We start from the raw sequence: 20302 nt of genomic DNA, 5'->3' as shown, positions 1-20302 counted from the left end.
AGATATGCCTATAACTTAATTACAGCCGTCTTATTATTCCCGTTTAACAATTAAGTAATAATCGTCATCCATAGGAAGATAACCTTGATCATAGACAAAATAGTAAATCGTCCCTTTTTTAGTGGTGTAAATACTAGTAAAAAAATTAAAGTCAAAACCTTCTGCTAGCAGTTTGTTACGAGTAGTTTTGGTTTTATCATTTACATTAATACTTTTTAGGATACGCCAGTTTTTCCTCAATCGATTATTAATATTACGCATGAGAGCTGTACTATCTTTATTGAGCTTGTTATTGGCAACATTCCTGCAATAATCACTACAAAATCGTTTATCTGCTCGTCCTCGTACCTCATCACCACATTCAGGACACTGTTTAGTTACTTTCATTGCAGCAAGTTACGTAGAAAAATTAAACGTTTGTAAATGATCCTACTTGAACTTGAAACTAGGTTATATATAAGTTTACGCTTTCGCGAAAGCGTAACAATCAACATCATCTCTCAAACATCACACTGCTGTGCTGAAACAAAAGATATAGAAACCTTATTTTTACAAGAAAATATTAAATATGGAAAACATTCTAATTGCTGTAGAAAACAGAATCGCAACCATCACTATAAACCGACCAAGTAAATTAAACGCTTTGAATAAAGCTACAATCGCCGAGTTAAGTCAAGCGATAGATGATGTTGAAAATAATCAAGAGGTTAGAGTTGTCATTCTAACAGGTAGTGGCGAAAAAGCCTTTGTAGCCGGAGCCGATATTTCAGAATTTGCCGATTTTTCTCCTGAACAAGGAAAAGAGCTTGCGAGATTAGGCCAAGAATCACTATTTGATAAGGTAGAAAACTGTAGTAAACCCATCATTGCAGCCGTTAATGGTTTTGCACTAGGTGGTGGATTAGAACTTGCGATGGCAGCTCATTTTAGAATAGCTAGCGACAATGCACGAGTAGGTTTGCCTGAAGTATCTCTAGGAGTGATTCCTGGATACGGTGGTACACAACGTTTACCCCAATTAATTGGTAAAGGTCGTGCTATGGAAATGATAATGACAGCTGGAATGATTGATGCCGCGATGGCTCACTCTTATGGTCTTGTGAATCACGTGGTAACAAGTGAAGAATTAATACCTACTTGTGAAAAAATAGCTGGCAAAATCATGAAAAACAGCCCAGTAGCTATAGGAGCTGCCATTGACGCTGTAAATGCTGGTTACGTAGATGGAATAAATGGTTATCAAACTGAGATTGACTGTTTCGGAGAGAGTTTTGGAACGGACGACTTTAAAGAAGGTACAACCGCATTTTTAGAGAAGAGAAAGGCTCAATTTTAAACTGAGAGATTACCATTTAAATCAAAAAAGGACAGTTTTTACTGTCCTTTTTTGATTGCACTTTTAACCTCTAAACAAGAAGAAATCGTCCTTCATATCTTCGATCTTCTCATCCTTGTTAGTAATGATGTAATCCAGGGCTTTTTCAGTAAACTCTTTACCCTTATTGGATAATGTTACTACATCACCATTTTTTGATATCATGTTATTCTCTAGCGCCAGTTTCAATACTTTTTTGGCACGTACTTTACCCCAATTAATATGCTCTTGTAAATGTGTTACACTGCGCTCCTCGATACTGTCGTGATTGTTCAAGTGCAGTAAGAACGTGAGAAGAGAAACCTCGGTACGTTGCCTGCGTTGCCTAAACAACACTGCTAGTAGTCCTCTTGAAGGAGCAAATAAATAAACGAGAAGAAAAATTAAACCTAGAACAGTTGTGATCGAGCCTGATATAGATGCATCTAACCACATGGATAAGTAGTATCCTCCAAAGGCGGCAAGAATTCCAAAAACTACAGAGAGTAGCAACATTTTTTTCAAATCGTTAGTAAGTAAATAAGCGGTCGCTGCCGGCGCGATTATTAATGCAACTACTAGAATGGCGCCTACTGCATCAAAGGAAACCACAGTGGTAACAGATGCGACACTCATTAATCCATAATGAAGAATCACCGGTGAAAAACCTAATGCACTAGTTAAGCCAATATCAAAAGTACTTAGCTTTAATTCTTTATAAAAAAGTCCTAATAACACTAAGGTAACCAACAAAACAGATCCCGTAGTCCATAAGCTTTTAGGGCCCATATTAATAAAATCTTCTGGATTGGTAATTCCTTCCTGACTACTACTTGAATTTATTATCCAATTATCAAATGGAGCGTATTCTAATTTCCCAACTAGCACAGCATCTGTATCCAGATGTACATCGTTTGCATAAATAGCTATTAATAAAACTCCGATGCTAAACAATGCAGGAAAAACTAATCCAATGGCAGTATCCTCTTTAACAAGTCCAGTTTTTTGGATAGCCTCTACCAACCATACTGTTACAATTCCACTAATTGCAGCCAATAATATAAGCCACGGTGATGCGAGATCATGAGTAATAAAAAAACCAACCACTATTCCTGGAAGAATAGAGTGAGAGATCGCATCGCTTATCAAAGCCATTTTACGAAGTACCAAAAACACACCTGGTATAGCACAAGCTACCGCGGTAAGACATGAAATTAAAAGGATTGCTATTTCTGGATTCATGATTGAGGTACGTTGTTGTTATACAAATTTTGTGCAGTATGAAATCCCGATGTAGTCAATGACCATGTATCGCCTTTGATTTCAATCCAGTTTTTTTCTTCTAACTGTCTTAGCGTTCCTTTTGAGTAACCTTGAAACTGATTAAGAATGCGTATTGCGTGTGGTCTACTTATATCGTCATGTTTCTCAACGATAGAGTACATAAATTGTAGTGTTTTTTTAAGGTGTAGATCCCTGCGATTGCGCACTAGTCTAATTTGTTTAAAAAGCAATCCTCTTGAAGGTGAAAAAACAAAGGAGAATCCAACAAATACTGATGCTACCAAAACAATAACAGGACCCGTAGATAAATTATTGTAACTAGCACTTATTCCTGTACCTACAACACCTGCAACAGCTCCAAAAACAGCTGCTAACAACACCATTACACCTAGACTATTTGTCCACTGTCTAGCAGCAGCAGCTGGTGCCAGCAGCATGGCACTCATTAAAACTACTCCTACAGTTTGTAACCCAATTACAATAGCTAGAACTATAAAAAAACTAATAAGCCCATCAATAATTCTGGTATTAAATCCTAAGGTGAGAGCATAATTTTTATCAAAAAGCAACAGTTTAAATTCTTTCCAAAACAGAAGCATTATAACCAGACTTATACCTGTTACAATAATCATTAAGTTAACATCACTCTCTACAAGTGTCGCAGCTTGACCAAATAAATACTTATCCAAACCTGCTTGATTAGCGTCAGGTTGTTTTTTTAAGTAACTAAGAACTAACTCTCCAAAACCAAAAAACAAACTCAAAATTAAACCTAAAGCAGTATCTGTTTTAAGGTGCGTTTTTGTTACTATTCCTCTTATCCACACCGTACCTATAAATCCACTTACAAGTGCTCCTAACAGTAAAACATTAGAATCTTTAAGACCAGTAAAAAGAAAGGCAAGCGCTATTCCAGGTAGCGCTGCATGAGAAATAGCATCACCCAGCAAACTTTGTTTTCTTAGAACCGCAAAACTTCCTAACATACCACAAATAGCTCCCAGAACAGCCGTTCCCAGTGTTATGGTGCGCAGTGTATAGTCCGTAAAAAAACTTGTTATGTCCATCATGGATAATTTGTATTACGCTTTCGCGAAAGCATCACTTACAACTCGTTATTGTTGTACAGCAACCTTGTAATTAATCCCATAGGTTTTGGTTAAATTGTCATCATTAAAAATATCTTTAACCGGACCAGTAGCAATGTGTTTTACATTTAAGAAAGTTACCCAATCAAAATACTCGGGTACCGTTTGTAAATCGTGGTGAACGACAATTACGGTCTTTCCTGCTTTTCTAAGCTCTTTTAAGATATTTATTATAGCAATTTCGGTAGTTGCATCAACACCTTGGAAAGGTTCATCCATAAAATAAATTGACGCATTTTGAACTAATGCTCGGGCTAAAAAAACACGCTGCTGTTGTCCACCAGAAAGCTGATTGATTTGCCTGTTCTTAAAAGGAAGCATCCCTACTTTTTCAAGCGCTTCTAGGGACTGTTTTTTCTGTTTATTACCTGGTCTTTTAATCCAACCTAAGGCACCATAGGTTCCCATCATGACTACATCTAGAGCAGTAGTAGGAAAATCCCAATCTACACTACCTTTTTGAGGAACATATGCTACTAGATGGCGTTGTTTGTGATAAGGTTTATCATAAATTTGAACAGAACCTGCAATGGGATCAATAATTCCTAAAATGGATTTAATCAAAGTAGATTTTCCAGCGCCGTTGGGTCCGACAATAGCCATAAGCACTCCTTCTGGAATAGACAGGTCAATATCCCAAAGGACTGGTTTGTAGTTGTAAGCTACTGTTAAATCATCTACAGCTACTGCAATTTTATCTGCCATTATTTAAGTGCATTTACTATTGTTGCCACGTTATGCTTATACATTCCTATATAAGTTCCTTCAGCTGTTCCTGCACTTCCTAGCGCATCGCTAAATAATTCGCCACCTATATTAACCTCATGATTACGTGCTTGAACTGCTTTTTGTAAAGCTTCGACCGTACGACGTGGCACACTGCTTTCAATAAAGATCGCCTTTATATTGTTTTCTATAATAAAGTCAGTAAGTCGTTGTACATCTTTTACACCAGCTTCAGTCGCGGTCGAAAGCCCTTGTAAGCCTACTACTTCAAAATTGAAACTGCGCCCAAAATAATTAAATGCATCGTGTGCTGTTACTAGAATACGTTGCTCTGATGGAAGAGTATTAATATTTTTATCAAGCTCCTCTTTCAAATTAGATAATTTCTTTAGATAGATTTCTTCATTAGCCTTATAAACCGACTCATTATTTTGATCTAGCTTGATTAATTCTTTAGTAACAAAACTGGTGATTTGTTCCCAGTACTCCAGATTAAACCAAATATGTGGATCATAACTACTTGCAAAATAATCACTGCCTATAAGAGTACTTTTATCCAAGGCATCACTCACTGCAACTGTACGTTTACCTTGCTGATTCATTTTCTCAAATACTTCTACCAACTTACCTTCTAGATGTAATCCATTGTAAAATATGACATCAGCCTGAGATAGCTTGCGCACGTCGCCTTGGCTTGCTTTATATAAGTGTGGATCGATACCGCTTCCCATAAGACCTTCTAATTCTATTACATCACCTCCAATTTCCTGAACTAAGTCGGTAATCATGGTGGTTGTGGTCACTACCTTCAGTTTACCCGATGGTTGTTCTTTAGGTTGCTGTTTACAAGCCGAATTCAGAATTATTAATAAAATGAATAATGTTTTTTTCATGATTACTTCTTTAGTATTCTATAACTGAAACCAGCACTTAGTAAAATATTTTGATCGGCTGCGGTTGAGTTAAATCCTGTTCCTACCGTAACATCTAGCTGTAAATTGTTATTCACTAAATAAGTACAACCAGCATCCCATAAATGATATGCTGTGGTGTCTTCTGGAAAAGCACCATATAATTCTATATAAGCCCCAAATTTCTTTGTAATATCAAATCCATAAGCAACAGTATACAAATATTCTATAGACCGATTATCTGCCACCCTAGCCCCTAAATTATAGGCTATGCTAGTGCTGTTAGAAAGTGTATGATCAAAAGAAAAAATCATTTCCATCCCAGTTTGTTCCGGTTTAAATTCGGTTACGGCTGTAAAGGGTAGCCGAAGGTGAGTCATTAAACCTATTTGAGGAATCCAACCGTTTTCATCGGTAATTTCAATTTTTCCTCCTACCAATAAAGGAGTGAAACCTGTAGCATCAGACAGTTCTCTACCTAGTGAAGTAAGGCGTTCATTTTGATAATCCCAACCCAATCGCAATTCAAAATTATCACTAAGTCCATAACGTAATAGACCTGTGTTAAAGACAAATCGCTTTACATTAAAATCATCATCACCATTTTCAGTAAATAAAGCACCTGTTTCTATTTGAAAATTACCCTTACCAACAGTGTAAGGTGATTCTGTAGCATCTGGTCTGTCAGTAATCAAGGTTTCTGATACTGTGACTGTTTCTTGTGCTAAAACTGGTAAAGCACATATTAGTAAAAGGCTCAAAATTATTTGCTTCATCCTTCTGTTTTTACCAGTAGTTTATCTGCTATTTGTTTTGAGATATGAAGTTCCTTATCATCTGCCATTAAACTACAGGACAAATCAAAAACCTCTCTATCAACAACTTTAAGTACACTACCTAGTTTTATATGATGTTTATCTAAGTATTGAAGAAATTCAGTAGACGAATCTCTTATACCTGTGAGTCTAGAGTTCTTATTTAAAGCTAGCTGGGACAAAGGAATTTGTTCCAGATGTTCCATTACACCATTAGAATCTGGAATAGGATCGCCATGTGGATCATGCTTAGGAAAACCTAAATAAGCATCCAGTTGGTTAATTAATTTTTGAGATTGAATATGTTCCAGTTGTTCTGCTATTTCGTGTACTTCATCCCAGTTAAAATTGAGCTTTTCAACCAAAAACAATTCCCATAAACGGTGTTTCCTTATAATTTGAATAGCACACTTAAAACCATCCTCGGTAAGTCTAGATCCCTTGTAGGGAACATACTGTGCTAGGTTTTTATCAGCTAACTTTTTAAGCATATCCGTTACAGAGGATGCCTTGGTATCCATGCGTGCCGCAATATCATTAGTTGCAACGAGCTCCTTACCTTTTTGTAAATGATAAATAGCTTTAATATAATTTTCTTCGCTTACTGAATGCATGATTCAAAATTAAACATAATATTTGTTACGTATAAATAATTTTTTAGACTTAACTAAAAATTTAAGAAAATTAATCAAATGGGGTTTAGATTATGAATAGAGACAAGATCATTTCCTTATCCAAGCAGGAATCAGGAGAAATTCTTCTTGAGAAATCAAACAACAACAGTGCAAGACATTTTTTATTTTATCACATTATCGGATGGCTATCCTTGTTTTTAAAAAAATCGTACGAACCAACCGATCATATTTTAATAACGAAAAACCAGTGTATCTGTACGTACAATGATAAAATCATCTTTCAGAAAAGATTCTCTAGTATAAAGGCTTTATCCTACAACCCTATAGATTCTTCCTTATGCCTTGCAACAAATCATCAAGAAATGAAAATACCGTTAAAAGTTTATGGCATAAGCTATGAAGAATCCCAACTGATTAAAAAAAGGTTGCTTACATCAATTCTAATTGGATAAATACTTCTTTGGAGTAGTACCGTATTTCTTTTTAAAAGCACTTATAAAGTGACTCGCAGTAGAATACCCAACCTTGAGTCCGACTTCATTTACATTATACTGCCCACTATCAAGCAATTGTCTGGCGTACTCCATTTTATGATCCAGGGCAAATCCATAAACAGTTTCACCATAAACCTCCTTAAAACCTTCCTTCAATTTCTTAAGAGACAAACCTATTTCAAGTGCTAGGTCTTGTAAGGATGGCAAATCAGTCATGCGCTCTAGAACAATATCCTTGGCCTTTTTAATCTTTTTCATGTTCTCCTCATCTGCCAGAAAAGGACAAGCGTCAACATTGGCATCTTCTTCCCTATTGAAATAAAGCGACAACAATTCATAAGCCTTACCCTTGAAATATAATTTTTTGATAGCGTCGTTAAGATTGTAATTCATAAGTTGATGAAGTACAACCGCCATTGAAGGACTTATTTTATCATCAACGTAATACTTCTTATCTGCGTTTTCGGGACTCAAAAAGCTTACGTGTTCAGCATCTGGAGAAAATAATGAGTGAAATTTTTTAATGGAAACTAATACAGAAATGAACCAACTAGAAGGAGCTATTTTAAGATCCATAGGTAATCCTCGTGAAGGATTATAGAGCATGTATGAATTTTGCTCCAATAAATTAAGCTTATAACTACCATTATTAAAAGCCATTTCTACCTTACCCTTTAGGCAAAAATGAAATTGTAAAAAACTTTGATCAACCTCATAATTGAAACCTGTGTTGTTATCAGTATCATTTTTGATTCTAATTACATTAAATCCGTCTTCAATTCTTGTAACCTCGCGGGCACCTATGGCGATATTTTCCATAATAGCTTATTTATATTCACTCTAAATAATAGACAATACGCTTTCGCGAAAGCGTACTCATAACAGTACTTGCCTATACAAGAAGCAAGATTTTAGCAAAAATAACATATAGCGTAGAAAAACGAACTTGTAGCGTTATTTTTCTTTTAAGGACCACAATAACTTTGCGACACTTCCTTAACAAGGGTATGTATTCAGGTAACAACAAACATTTTTCTTTTTACGCAATTGGAATTAGCTACAAAAAAGCTGATGCTGAAATGCGTGGAACATTCTCATTATCAGAAGATGCAACGAGCAATCTTCTTAATGAGGCAAAAAGAGATGGTATCCCATCGCTAGTGGTAATATCCACATGTAACAGGACCGAGTTATATGGATTTGCCCAACATCCTTTTCAACTTATAAGATTGTTATGTGAGCACAGTCATGGAACTGTAGAAGACTTTCAAAAGATTGCCTATGTTCACAAAAACGAAAAAGCTTGTGAGCACCTGTTTAATGTAGGTACTGGATTGGACAGTCAAATTCTAGGAGATTTTGAAATTATTGGCCAGCTCAAAATTGCCTTTAAAAAATCAAAAGCTATCAAACTGGTTAATCCATATATGGAAAGATTGGTTAACGCAGTGATACAAGCTAGTAAACGTATTAAGACCGAGACACAAATAAGCAGTGGTGCAACATCAGTAAGTTTTGCTAGCGTACAGTACATCCTAGAAAATTATCAAGTTAATAATGAGAAGAACATCTTGCTATTCGGTACTGGAAAAATCGGTCGTAATACATGTGAGAATCTCGTTAAACACACCTCAAATAAAAAGATCACCTTAATCAATAGAACTAAGGAAAAAGCAGAAAAAATAGCTGGTAAATTTGATCTAATTGTTAAGGATTATGCTCAACTTGAAGAAGAAATTGCGCAATCAGACATTCTTATAGTGGCAACCGGCGCACAAAACCCAACCGTTTCTAAAAATCTGATTTGTACGACTAGACCCTTACTTATCATGGACCTATCTATTCCTAAAAATGTGAATGAGGACGTGAAGGAATTAGAAAACGTACAACTAGTGCACCTGGATGAATTATCACAAATGACTAATCAAACCCTAGCCAGACGAGAGAAATTCATTCCACAAGCGCTAGCCATTATTGAAGAAATTCATACCGAATTTAAAATCTGGCAAGAATCAAGAAAGTTTGCTCCTACCATGCAAGCGCTTAAGGCTAAGCTTACTAAAATGAAGGAAGCCGAAATTAAAAGCAATCGTAGTAAAATAAACAACTTTGATCAGGACCAAGTAGATTTTATCGCCGATAAAATTATTCAAAAAATTGCCGGCCATTTTGCCAATCACCTGCGTGATGAAAATGAAAGCACAGATGAAGCCATAGACATGCTCAATAAAGTCTTTAAGCTTTCTGACAAAGTAGCTTCTTAAAAATTGAGTGAGCTTTTCCATATACATTATTTACTCAAGTCATTGTTTGTATATCCTGGCGCAAGTATCATTTTAGTTATTTACCTTGCAGAGGTTTATTTTAAGCAAAAATTCTCAATAGCTGTACAAAGTTTGAGGTGGATACTCATCTTACATGTAACATTTTCTTGGATTCTTTTTATATACCAACTAGAAACAGGCGCAACAACCTTCTGGGATCGAGCGACAGATTCTTATGCAGGTATGTACTGGTGGCTACTTTTTTGTTCCTTAGCGCTTCCTTTATTAGTATTACTTCCCAAATTAGGAAAAAATAAATGGGTAATAGCTTTAGTTTGTTGTATATCCGCTTTTGATTTATGGATGGAACGCTTGGTCATAATCATCACCAGTATTCACAGAGATTATACTGACACTACGATTTTTGAAAACTTACCTACAGTATTATTGAGTCATTTGACTTATGCCTTAATAATGGCAAGCTTGTTAATAGGAATTCATATATTATTTTGCTTTATAATCGGTAAATTTACTTCATGGCAACACCCATCATAATAGGAACAAGAGACAGCGAGCTTGCCTTATGGCAAGCTACTACAGTCCAAAAGGAATTAGAAAATTTAGGTTATCATACAGAATTACGACCAGTTAAATCTCAAGGTGATCTCAATTTGAGCGAACCTTTGTATGAAATGGGAATCACAGGCATTTTTACAAAAACATTAGATATCGCTCTTGTTAATGGAGAGATTGATATTGCTGTTCACAGTTTAAAAGATGTTCCTACCCAATTACCTAAAGGCATGATACAGGCAGCTGTGCTGCCGCGAGCGTCTCACAAGGATATACTAGTCTATAAAGAAAACTTCAATCCAGACGATTCTATCACCATAGCTACAGGAAGTTTAAGACGCAAATCACAATGGCTAGACATGTATTCTCATCATAATGTCGTTGACTTACGAGGTAACGTTAATACCAGATTAGAAAAACTTTACACTAATAAGGATTGGAGTGCAGCAATATTTGCCAAAGCCGGTTTAGATAGAATCGGGTTACTTAAAAAGATTAAGGCTAACTATGGTTTTGAATACACAGATTTAGACAGCTTTATTCCAGCACCTGCACAAGGAGCGATGATGGTAGCAGCCATGTCCAAGAACACTTATGCTGTTGAAGCATCGGCGCGACTTAATGATAAAAACACTCAATACTGTGTAGATGTAGAGCGCGCATTTCTTAGAGAACTAGAAGGTGGTTGTACCGCTCCTATTGGTGCACTCGCGCATATTTCTGACAACACGTTAACTTTTAAAGGCTGTCTATTGAGTCTAGACGGACGCACTCGATTTGATACAAATACTTCGATAGATTTAAAATCTGAAATGAATCATGAGGATTATATCGCTTTCGCGAAAGCGGAATCACAAAAAATTCTTGAAAACGGCGGAGCATCCTTAATGGCAGAAATTAAGAAAGAATTGAAATAAGTGGTATTTTTAATCAAAATATTTAAGTATTAAAAGCAATGGCCATAGCACCACCTTTCAACCTGAATAATTGGATAGAAGATAATCGCGATTTACTCAAACCACCAGTAGGAAATAAAAATCTATATACTGAATCTGGTGATTACATCGTCATGATTGTAGCTGGACCTAACGCTAGAAAAGATTATCATTACAATGAAACTGAGGAACTTTTCTATCAATTAGAAGGCCAAATAGAAGTTCATATTCAGGAAGACGGTAAGAAAAGAACAATGAAATTAGGACCAGGCGATATGTATTTACATCCAGCAAAGGTTCCTCATTCACCGGTACGACATGAAAATTCTTTAGGACTGGTCATCGAGCGCAAAAGAGTAAGTGAAGATGCAGTCGATGGGTTATTATGGTTTTGTGACAATTGTAATCACAAGCTTCATGAAACCTACTTTAAATTAGATGATATAGAAAAAGATTTTTTACCTAGATTCAAACAATTTTATGGTAGTGAAGAAATGCGTACTTGTAACAATTGCGGTACTACCATGCCTACAGATCCTAGATTTGTTGATTAAATCTTTCTTATTTTTCCTTTTTTAAAAAGTACCTTTACAAATAAACTATTTTCATGACACTGCTTATCATATATGCAATAGGTTCAATACTATTCTCCTTCTTATGCTCAATACTAGAGGCTGTTTTATTAAGTATTTCACCTACCTTTATTAAGGTTAAAGAACAAGAAGGTGCAGCTTTTGTAAAAGATCTTAAGCAGCTTAAAGATGATGTTGACAAACCTTTGATTGCTATTTTAACCTTAAATACACTAGCACACACAGTTGGTGCTATTATGGTTGGTGTACAAGCTGAGGCTCTTGTCGATGAAGGATATAGAGACAATGTTCTGGGAATTCCACTTGTAGGTGTTATATCGGCATTAATGACGGTACTTATACTTGTGCTGTCTGAAATTATACCTAAAACGATAGGTGCTACTTACTGGCAAGGACTGACGGGTTTTACAACTCGTACTTTAAAAATAATGGTAGCCATCTTAAAGTATACAGGGATATTATGGATGTTACAACTTACTACAAAAGCCATTGGTAAAAGTGCTCATATAAGCACCATGACAAGAGAAGAGTTTGTAGCACTTACAGAAACAGCAGAACAAGAAGGTGTTTTTGAAAAGACCGAAGGACAATACATCAAGAGTTTAATGAACTTTAATCAAATCGAGGTTAAAGACATAATGACACCTAGGTCAGTTATGTTTATGGCGGCACAAAGCACTCCTATCAAAGAGTTTTTTGAAAAAAACCAAGATCTAAGATTTTCGCGTATTCCTATATTCAATAAAAATAGAGATGATATTATTGGTTACGTGTTAAAAGACCACATACTCGCTGATATTATTCACGACAAACCTGCTGAAACTCTAGGAGATTTGAAAAGAGAAATAGCTATGGTACCAGCCTCTTTGCCTATTCCTCAACTATTTGAAAAAATGATAGCCACTAAAGAGCACATAGCTCTTGTGGTAGATGATTATGGTAGTGTTCAAGGTCTAGCCACTATGGAAGATGTTATCGAGACTATGTTGGGTCTAGAGATTATGGATGAAAGTGACAACATAGAAGACATGCAACAATTAGCACGTAAAAACTGGGAAAAACGTCAAAAGAACAAATAACCTACTTCTGTAGTTTTTCTAGAATTTCTTTATAGGTAAGTGTATTGTTTCGATTCTTTTTAAGATATTCCTCAACTTTATCCATTATTTGATTAGAGGATCCTAATTCAATGAACAACTGCTTATCATTTTCCCAATTCTCGTAATTACCTACACGAGTAGATAATTGACCTGATAATTCTGAAAAGGCTCTAATTTTTTTATAACCAGTAGTTGACTTTACCTTTTTAAGCTCTTCTAGCAAATCTTTATAAGTAAGAGATTCAACATTTTTACCACCTACAGTCATCTTTGAAAGTAATTTTGAAAAATTTCTAAGAGTCCCAAAGAACTGTGCATCAAATCCATCAATCCCACATGGCTCTAGCTTGATTATAGCGTCTTTTACTACTTGCTCATTTTGAAACGTCCCATCTGATAAAAAAGTAAGCTTATCATCTATAAAATCTAACTCACATAGTGCCTGAGAATTAGTGTCTTGAGCAGTTATGAATGACGTGGTAAATAGTGTAATGAAAAGGGTAAAAAAAGATGCCTCATAATATGATAACGATACAAGTTGCAAAGTTCGCATATTACAAGGCAAAATAGATGCCAAAATGAAACTTAATTAAGCAGTTTCAATAACATTTATGGTAACCTGGTCAAGAGCTTCCCCAATATCCCAGATAAGATCTTCATAATTTTCAACACCTACCGAGATTCGAATCAATGCATCAGTTACACCTATAGCTTCTAAATGCGCTTCATCTACCCCAGCATGAGTCATCGTTTTTGGGTGTTCTGCAAGACTCTCTGTACCACCTAAGGAAACAGCCAATTTTACTAGCTGCAAGGAATTTAGAAATTTAAAAGCCTCTTTTTCACCACCTTTAATTTTAAAACTTACCATGGCACCAGGACCAGAACATTGTTGCTTGTAAATACGATGATTCTCCGTTCCTTCCTCTAGCAGTCCTAGATACTTAATACTTGCTACTTTATCATGTTGAGAAAGGAATTCTGCTACTTTAATTGCATTTTCCTGCATTGCCTCCATCCGGATTTTAAGTGTTTCTAAACTACGTAACAACATCCATCCAGTATGTGGTGATGCCATATTCCCTAAAAAGGTACGCAAGGTTTTAACTCTCACCATATTTTCAGCATTACCCAAAACAGCACCAGCAATTAAATCACTGTGCCCGCCTATGTACTTAGTAGCACTATACATTACAAGATCTGCTCCATGTTTTAATGGGTGCTGCCATAAAGGTCCCATATAGGTATTATCCACAGCAATAGTAACAGGTTTCTCATCGGTCACAAAACGATCGGCTACTCTACGACACATTTCTATATCAATCAATGAATTAGTAGGATTTGCCGGAGTTTCAAGATGCATGTGGGCAAAAGTCGATGCGTGACCTGTTTCTTCAATCGCTTTTACAAGATCTTCTTCACTCATTTCGGAAGTAAAGCCTAAAGTATGCACACCAATTTTTGGCAAGAAATGATTAATAAAATGATCTGTTCCTCCATAAGTTGGTGAACTATGTACTAACAGGTCTCCAGGTTTTAAAAACTCTAATAGAACAGTTGAAATAGCACTCATACCACTTTCAAAGACAGCACAATCATCGGCGCCATCCCACAATCTCAAGCGATTTTCTAGTATTTCAAGATCAGGATTATTTATACGGCTGTAAATAAGCCCCATTTCTTCACCAGGTAGCTTTTCTCTTTTCCCATAAGCCAATTCAAAATAGGCTTTACCTTCTTCTGCGCTTTTGAAAACAAAGGTTGAAGTAAGAAAAATGGGACATTTTATAGCTCCTTCAGAAAGTTCTGGTTTGTAGCCATATGACATCATTAAACTTTCTGGTTTCATAGATTTATTCATGGTTGTAGGCTGTTTAAAAATAGTGGCTAAATGTAACAAAATTCTAAACTATAACGATATAGTGATAAACTAGCTTTTGAAAATATTTTCTTACACGTTAACAAAGATTTAAGGCTTTTGTTTATTTTTATACCTCAACCCAAAAAACTCTACCAATTATGTCGTACAGTGCAAAACCTAAATTATGGTTCTGGATTTTAGCAATCATCTTTTTATTATGGAACTTAATAGGAGTTGGGTTCTTCATGGGAGAACTCCTTAAACCGGATATCATGTATGCCGACTTTACCGATGAAGTAATGGCATATGTTGAAAACAGGCCTTGGTGGTTCATGATCAATTATGGTATTGCAACCATTGTAAGCTTCTTAGCTTGTGTAATGTTATTATTTAAAAGTAAAATCGCAGTACCTCTATCAGTAATAGGGTTAGTAGGAATCGTAATAAGTACGATTTATTTTTTCACATCTGGAATTACTCAAGTGATCACAGGAGCAGAACAAGGTTTCACGATTTTTATACTTTTAATGGGTATTTTTCTGTGGCTTTTTGCTCGCAGTTCTCGTAAAAAAGGATGGCTTAGATAAGATATTCCTTTGCCACTTTAAACGTATTCGTATGTGCGTTAACTATGTGTTTAATCTCAGGAGAATATCCACCACCCATACTACACTGAACAGGGATTTTGGCAAAGTTCCTGTCTAATTTTTTTATAGCTGTAGTTGATAATTCCGCTTTCGCGAAAGCGGAAAAAGCAATTTCATCGCGCTTTTTACAACCTTCTTGAGACAAAGAAAGCCTTCCTAACTTATCGGTCTCAACCACATCCACACCACAGAGGTAAAAAATAAAATCAGGTTTTACCGTATTGATCAAATCGGGTAAGGTTTTTTGTAGAAGCTCTAAATATTCTCGATCACCTGTTCCATCTGGCAAGGCGATGTCTAGATCGCTTTCTTCCTTTTTAAAAGGGTAGTTGCCGGCACCATGCATGGAAAAAGTAAAAACACTATCATCTTTCTTAAAAATTTGGGCAGTACCATTACCTTGATGAACATCTAGATCAACTATAAGAATTTTTTGAGCATAACCCTTATTCTGAAGATACCTTGCAGCTATCGCTTGATCGTTTAGTAAACAAAATGCTTCCCCATGATCTGTGTAGGCGTGATGTGTTCCTCCTGCGATATTCATAGCAACTCCATTTTTAATAGCATGCAAGCAACCTTCAATAGTACCCTGCGCTATAAGTAATTCTCGGTGAACCAATTCTTCACTTAGAGGAAATCCCAGCTTGCGTGCTGCTCTACGTTCTAGATTTAGCATTATTAAATCATTGTAATACGTGTTTGTATGAACCCGTAACACATCGTCCAGTTCACATTTCTTTGATGGTTCAAAAAAATCAGTAGCTGTAGCTACTCCTTCATGAATTAATTGTTGCGGTAACAACTCATATTTAATCATGGGAAATCTGTGACCATCTGGCAATGGATGCTTGTAAATGGGATGAAAGGCTATAGGAAACAAGTATCTCGTGAATTACAGGATTAAATCAAATTCAAAAATAAAGGGATGAACTTTTGTTGTAGTTTATCTTTGTAAAAATTTAGCGTTATGAAAAATATTATAGGCCTTTTACTAGTAACTCTTTTACTTTTTTCATGTAAAGAAGAACCTAAGAATGAGGAGCAACTTCAATTAGAATCAAGAATTGAAACTTATGATTCACTTATGAAGGAGGCTATTAAAGCACACGATGTTATTATGCCAGACATGGGAAGATTACTTTCTTTAAAAAAGAAATTAGAAGCTCAAAAAATAGAAGGTGACCAGGCAATGGAAATTGAGAATGTTCAAATGGATCTCCAAAAAGCTTATAATGACATGTTTACTTGGATGGAAGATTACAGCTCTAAGTTTCCTTACGGTGAACCATCGCCTTCTACTGCAGAAGAGTTAAATAAAAAAATGCCCATTCTAGAAGAAGAAGTAAAAGAAATTAAGGAACTTAAGGATTTCACTTTACAAACTATAGAAAAAGCAGAAATCCTATTACAGAAATAGATTAAAGACCATACATTTTTAATAGAGCTAGCAATAATTGCTAGCTCTATTTGTTTTCAAAATACACAACTCCTTAAAACCATTCAAAATCAACATATTTTAGACTGAATTACACTTGTAGTTTTGTCATTATCTTTAGGCATGCAAAAAACTATTCTTTATTTTGTTTTGGGGCTGGTTATGACCAGCTGCGCAACGATTAAAAATGTATCAAACAAACAAGTAAATCAAGTACTAGACGACTGGCATAATGCAGCTGCTAGGGCCGATTATGAGACTTACTTTTCATTAATGACACAAAATGCTGTTTTTATAGGTACAGACGCTACAGAAAACTGGTCAAGGAAGGAATTTGAAGCTTTTTCAAAACCTTATTTTGATCGTGGTAAAGCATGGTCCTTTACACCGCTTGAACGTAATATTTATACGAAGAACGGCATCACTTATTTTGACGAGTTATTAGAAACTCAAATGGGTATTTGTAGAGGCAGCGGTGTATTGTTTGTAGAAAACAATCAACTCAAAATAGCACATTATGTTCTCTCTATAGCTGTGCCTAATGAAAATGTAAAATCTCTCACTCAACTTAAAAAAGATTGGGATCAACAGTATATCTCAAAACTTAAAAACTAATACCATCAAAGTACCTCAAATGAAAATGAAAACAATTTTTGTGTGCTTACTATTGCTAGTAGGCGTTTCCGTTCATGCTCAAAAGAAATCACTCACTCATAATAATTATGATTTATGGAAAAGCGGTCGCAATGTTCAAATATCAAATAACGGCAATATAATAGTATATAGTGCTGTCACAACTACCGGTGCTGGTGACGGATATTTACAAATTCATCATTTAAACGACAACACAAGCAAGCAATTTTTTAATGGTGTGTCACCTGTGATTTCAAAAGATGAGAAATTTGTTTTCTTCCTAAAAAAACCAGCTTACGACATAACTAGAAAAGAGAAAAAAGATAAGGTTAAAAAAAATGAGCAATCCAAAAACGTCTTCATGGTTTACGACGTTGCTACCGGTAGAATAATTGATTCTGTCACCAGAGTTAATAAATTCAATACGGTTAAGGATGTAGAAGATTTTGTAATCATAGAGCACTACAAAGACTTAAAACCTGAAAAGAAAGAAGAAGCCAAGCCTACTGTGCCTGAAAATGAGTCTAAGCGAGAAAAAAGACGCAGGTTGCGACGTGAAAAAAAAGAAGGTGTTTTACCAGCGGTTACTCTTAGTTTACCACCGTATGAAAAAGAAGATTATTTGATAATATATCAACCTAGCACAAAAAGAAGAGATACTATTTCTAATATTAAAGATTACACCTTATCAAAGAAAAGTAGCAATTTCATTTTTTCAGTAAAGCAGTCCAAAAAAGAGAAAGATAACGGAGTTTATTTGTGGAATGGTGATACCAAAAAGATAGATACATTATTACAAAGCGCATGGAGATATTCTAATCTAAGTATCGATGAAAAAGGTGAACAAATAGCCTACCATGTTGCCATGGATAGCGCACACAAAGACTCGCTTCATTATGAACTATTTTATCAAAAAAACAGTCTTGCAACTACTCAACAATTGGGTTATGGCAGTAACACCATTAAAGAAGATTGGCGTTTAACTTCAAAAAAGGCCAGATTTTCTGAAGACGGAACAAGACTTTTCTTTTACAGTCAGCCTAAAATTGAATACACCATAGACACAACTTTATTGGAAGAAGAATTGCCTGATGTTGATGTATGGACCTACAAGGATCGATTAACCCAACCAGAGCAAAAAGTTAGACTCTCTTCTTTAAAAAACAAAAGCGCTACTACCGTTTTTAATACAGAAGACAATAGATTCATCCCGTTCAACAATTATGAATGGAGTGATCCTATAATGGATCGAGATCTTAATTCGAGATATGCGTTATTCGCAGATAACACTAAATATGATATTGAAAGATCATGGGAATACCCATGGCGCAGCGACTATTATTTACTTGACATACAAACTGGTAGGTTTGCTCAAACTTTAGCAAACTCAGGAAGCAGACCCATCTTAAACCCAGCATCTAATCATATTGTCTATTATAATTATGACACAGAGGACTGGCATAGTATAAATCTAGAAACTAACATCGGGCGCAACCTAACTAAATTCTTGAAAGTGAAATTTAGTGATGAAGATGACGACCATCCTGCTCCAGTTGCTTCAAATGGTTATGGAGGATTTGATAAAGATGGTAACTTCTATGTTTATGATAAGTACGATATCTGGAAATTGGATCCAACTGGTAGGCAACAACCCATAAAAATTACACCCGATGGTCGCGAGAAAAAAATAACATATCGACTTAATCGAATGGATAGAGATAAGGTCAATCAGGTTACTCTTATAGATGGTAAATTTTTAGTTTCTGTTTTTGATCACAAGACTAAAGAAAGCTCCATTTCATTACTAGGTAATAATAATTTACAACCCTTATTGAAAGAAAGTGATTATGCCATTAACGCTTTCGCGAAAGCGAAAAACACCAACGCCTTACTTTACACAAAAGGCAATTTCAAAACATACCCAGACTACTACGTTTTCATAGATGGAAAAAGTGAAAAGATATCCAATCTAAATCCACAACAATCTGATTTTAAATGGGGTACTGTGGAATTATTTACTTGGAACGCCTATGATGGAACTCCATTAGAAGGATTATTGTATAAACCTGAAGATTTTGACCCAAACAAGAAGTATCCTTTAATTGTTTATTTCTATGAGAAATACTCAGATCGTTTACACAGTTATCGATCTCCTCAACCTAGTGCAAGTACTGTAAACTTCAGCTATTTAGTGAGTAATGATTACCTCGTTTTTGTTCCAGACATTGTATACAAGGATGGTTATCCTGGACAAAGTGCCTATAACTGTATCGTTTCCGGTACTGAAGCTTTAGAGAAAACGGGTTATGTAGATTCAAAAGCCATGGCTCTTCAAGGTCAAAGTTGGGGTGGATATCAAACAGCCTATTTAGTGACTAAAACCAATAAATACGCTGCTGCTATGGCAGGTGCTCCCGTATCAAATATGACAAGTGCTTATGGAGGAATAAGATGGGGCAGCGGACTGAGTCGTGCTTTCCAATATGAACGCACGCAGTCCAGATTAGGTAAAAATTTGTGGGATGGATTTGACTTATATGTAGAGAACTCGCCATTATTTAGTGTACCTAAAATTGAAACTCCATTATTAATGATGCATAATGATGAAGATGGTGCCGTTCCATATTACCAAGGTATTGAAATGTTTATGGCCATGAGAAGGTTGAATAAGCCAGCCTGGTTACTTGTATATAATAAAGAAGCTCACAACCTCAGAAAAACTAAGAATCGTCGTGATTTATCTGTAAGAATGATGCAATTTTTTGATCATTATCTTAAAAATGAACCAGCTCCTGAATGGATGACTAATGGATTATCCCGTTTAAAGAAAGGCAAGCAACTAGGCTATGAATTAAATAACGAGTAATGTCTATACATTTGATCGAGTAATA

The 20302-nt window shown here is 35.6% G+C and carries 22 protein-coding genes; 11 read left to right on the top strand and 11 right to left on the bottom strand.

Translation table 11 applies throughout. The annotated features are described in order from the left end of the window. Nucleotides 1-33 precede the first annotated feature (33 nt). Nucleotides 34-387, bottom strand: coding sequence for a DNA gyrase inhibitor YacG (locus tag BST93_RS02625; RefSeq protein WP_042277117.1), 354 nt, complete (start codon nucleotides 385-387; stop codon nucleotides 34-36). 181 nt (nucleotides 388-568) lie between these two features. Between BST93_RS02625 and BST93_RS02620 the strand changes: the two genes are divergently transcribed. Further along, entirely contained in the window at nucleotides 569-1336 is a 768-nt protein-coding gene (locus BST93_RS02620; protein ID WP_105017973.1) for an enoyl-CoA hydratase/isomerase family protein, read from the top strand. A 63-nt stretch (nucleotides 1337-1399) separates the two neighbouring features. On the opposite strand, the gene BST93_RS02615 is transcribed toward BST93_RS02620, so the two are convergent. Genes BST93_RS02615 through BST93_RS02590 form a run of 6 tightly spaced genes read right to left on the bottom strand, consistent with a single transcriptional unit; the run spans nucleotide 1400 to nucleotide 6852 of the window. After that, nucleotides 1400-2599, bottom strand: coding sequence for a metal ABC transporter permease (locus tag BST93_RS02615; RefSeq protein WP_105017972.1), 1200 nt, complete (start codon nucleotides 2597-2599; stop codon nucleotides 1400-1402). Further along, nucleotides 2593-3705, bottom strand: coding sequence for a metal ABC transporter permease (locus BST93_RS02610; RefSeq protein ID WP_105017971.1), 1113 nt, complete (start codon nucleotides 3703-3705; stop codon nucleotides 2593-2595). The genes BST93_RS02615 and BST93_RS02610 overlap by 7 nt, the downstream gene beginning before the upstream one ends. 48 nt (nucleotides 3706-3753) lie before the next feature. Next, complete coding sequence (locus tag BST93_RS02605; protein WP_105017970.1) at nucleotides 3754-4491, bottom strand: metal ABC transporter ATP-binding protein; 738 nt, start codon at nucleotides 4489-4491, stop codon at nucleotides 3754-3756. Beyond that, a complete protein-coding gene (locus BST93_RS02600) occupies nucleotides 4491-5405 on the bottom strand; it encodes a metal ABC transporter solute-binding protein, Zn/Mn family (RefSeq protein WP_105017969.1) in 915 nt (304 codons plus the stop codon). Before BST93_RS02600 ends, BST93_RS02605 begins: the two co-directional genes overlap by 1 nt. 2 nt (nucleotides 5406-5407) lie before the next feature. Further along, nucleotides 5408-6199, bottom strand: coding sequence for a transporter (locus BST93_RS02595; protein WP_105017968.1), 792 nt, complete (start codon nucleotides 6197-6199; stop codon nucleotides 5408-5410). Continuing rightward, complete coding sequence (locus BST93_RS02590) at nucleotides 6196-6852, bottom strand: metal-dependent transcriptional regulator (RefSeq protein WP_105017967.1); 657 nt, start codon at nucleotides 6850-6852, stop codon at nucleotides 6196-6198. The genes BST93_RS02595 and BST93_RS02590 overlap by 4 nt, the downstream gene beginning before the upstream one ends. Before the next feature lie 92 nt (nucleotides 6853-6944). Here BST93_RS02590 and BST93_RS02585 point away from each other — a divergent pair, with 92 nt between their 5' ends. Next, the gene (locus BST93_RS02585; RefSeq protein WP_105017966.1) at nucleotides 6945-7325 is read left to right on the top strand and encodes a hypothetical protein; all 381 of its coding nucleotides are present in this window, start codon (nucleotides 6945-6947) and stop codon (nucleotides 7323-7325) included. Here BST93_RS02585 and BST93_RS02580 read toward each other — a convergent pair. Then, nucleotides 7314-8186 (bottom strand): helix-turn-helix transcriptional regulator, encoded by an 873-nt coding sequence (locus tag BST93_RS02580; RefSeq protein WP_042277104.1) that lies wholly within the window; start codon nucleotides 8184-8186, stop codon nucleotides 7314-7316. The two genes, BST93_RS02585 and BST93_RS02580, sit on opposite strands and share 12 nt — an antisense overlap. A 188-nt stretch (nucleotides 8187-8374) precedes the next feature. Between BST93_RS02580 and hemA the strand changes: the two genes are divergently transcribed. The 5 genes from hemA to BST93_RS02555 are packed head-to-tail and all read left to right on the top strand — an operon-like array spanning nucleotide 8375 to nucleotide 12811. Then, nucleotides 8375-9631: a glutamyl-tRNA reductase gene (gene hemA, locus BST93_RS02575; protein WP_105017965.1), complete on the top strand. Its 1257-nt coding sequence runs from the start codon at nucleotides 8375-8377 to the stop codon at nucleotides 9629-9631. 42 nt (nucleotides 9632-9673) lie between these two features. Continuing rightward, on the top strand, nucleotides 9674-10186 hold the full coding sequence (locus BST93_RS02570; protein ID WP_105017964.1) for a hypothetical protein: 513 nt from the start codon (nucleotides 9674-9676) through the stop codon (nucleotides 10184-10186). Continuing rightward, nucleotides 10168-11121 (top strand): hydroxymethylbilane synthase, encoded by a 954-nt coding sequence (hemC, locus tag BST93_RS02565; protein ID WP_105017963.1) that lies wholly within the window; start codon nucleotides 10168-10170, stop codon nucleotides 11119-11121. The genes BST93_RS02570 and hemC overlap by 19 nt, the downstream gene beginning before the upstream one ends. 38 nt (nucleotides 11122-11159) lie before the next feature. After that, on the top strand, nucleotides 11160-11693 hold the full coding sequence (locus BST93_RS02560; protein WP_060523618.1) for a 3-hydroxyanthranilate 3,4-dioxygenase: 534 nt from the start codon (nucleotides 11160-11162) through the stop codon (nucleotides 11691-11693). A gap of 53 nt (nucleotides 11694-11746) precedes the next feature. Further along, entirely contained in the window at nucleotides 11747-12811 is a 1065-nt protein-coding gene (locus BST93_RS02555) for a CNNM domain-containing protein (RefSeq protein WP_042277093.1), read from the top strand. A 1-nt stretch (nucleotide 12812) separates the two neighbouring features. On the opposite strand, the gene BST93_RS02550 is transcribed toward BST93_RS02555, so the two are convergent. Both BST93_RS02550 and BST93_RS02545 read right to left on the bottom strand, forming a co-directional pair. Continuing rightward, nucleotides 12813-13385: a hypothetical protein gene (locus tag BST93_RS02550; protein ID WP_105017962.1), complete on the bottom strand. Its 573-nt coding sequence runs from the start codon at nucleotides 13383-13385 to the stop codon at nucleotides 12813-12815. Nucleotides 13386-13421: 36 nt separating this feature from the next. Next, complete coding sequence (locus tag BST93_RS02545) at nucleotides 13422-14693, bottom strand: cystathionine gamma-synthase family protein (RefSeq protein WP_105017961.1); 1272 nt, start codon at nucleotides 14691-14693, stop codon at nucleotides 13422-13424. Nucleotides 14694-14851: 158 nt separating this feature from the next. Here BST93_RS02545 and BST93_RS02540 point away from each other — a divergent pair, with 158 nt between their 5' ends. Continuing rightward, nucleotides 14852-15280, top strand: coding sequence for a hypothetical protein (locus BST93_RS02540; protein WP_105017960.1), 429 nt, complete (start codon nucleotides 14852-14854; stop codon nucleotides 15278-15280). On the opposite strand, the gene BST93_RS02535 is transcribed toward BST93_RS02540, so the two are convergent. Then, nucleotides 15273-16223, bottom strand: a complete 951-nt coding sequence (locus tag BST93_RS02535) for a histone deacetylase family protein (protein ID WP_105017959.1) — start codon at nucleotides 16221-16223, stop codon at nucleotides 15273-15275. The two genes, BST93_RS02540 and BST93_RS02535, sit on opposite strands and share 8 nt — an antisense overlap. An 87-nt stretch (nucleotides 16224-16310) precedes the next feature. Between BST93_RS02535 and BST93_RS02530 the strand changes: the two genes are divergently transcribed. The 3 genes from BST93_RS02530 to BST93_RS02520 all read left to right on the top strand — a co-directional run bounded on the left by BST93_RS02530 (nucleotide 16311) and on the right by BST93_RS02520 (nucleotide 20277). Continuing rightward, on the top strand, nucleotides 16311-16760 hold the full coding sequence (locus BST93_RS02530; protein ID WP_105017958.1) for a hypothetical protein: 450 nt from the start codon (nucleotides 16311-16313) through the stop codon (nucleotides 16758-16760). Nucleotides 16761-16901: 141 nt separating this feature from the next. Further along, on the top strand, nucleotides 16902-17393 hold the full coding sequence (locus BST93_RS02525; protein ID WP_167342678.1) for a nuclear transport factor 2 family protein: 492 nt from the start codon (nucleotides 16902-16904) through the stop codon (nucleotides 17391-17393). Between the two features lie 25 nt (nucleotides 17394-17418). Then, nucleotides 17419-20277, top strand: coding sequence for an alpha/beta hydrolase family protein (locus BST93_RS02520; RefSeq protein ID WP_181072530.1), 2859 nt, complete (start codon nucleotides 17419-17421; stop codon nucleotides 20275-20277). Nucleotides 20278-20302 lie beyond the last annotated feature (25 nt).

Origin of the sequence: Nonlabens tegetincola (assembly GCF_002954355.1) — a bacterium.
GTDB classification, from domain to species: domain Bacteria; phylum Bacteroidota; class Bacteroidia; order Flavobacteriales; family Flavobacteriaceae; genus Nonlabens; species Nonlabens tegetincola.
Note: the sequence above shows the minus strand (reverse complement) of the source record. Positions and strands in the feature narration are given on the sequence as shown.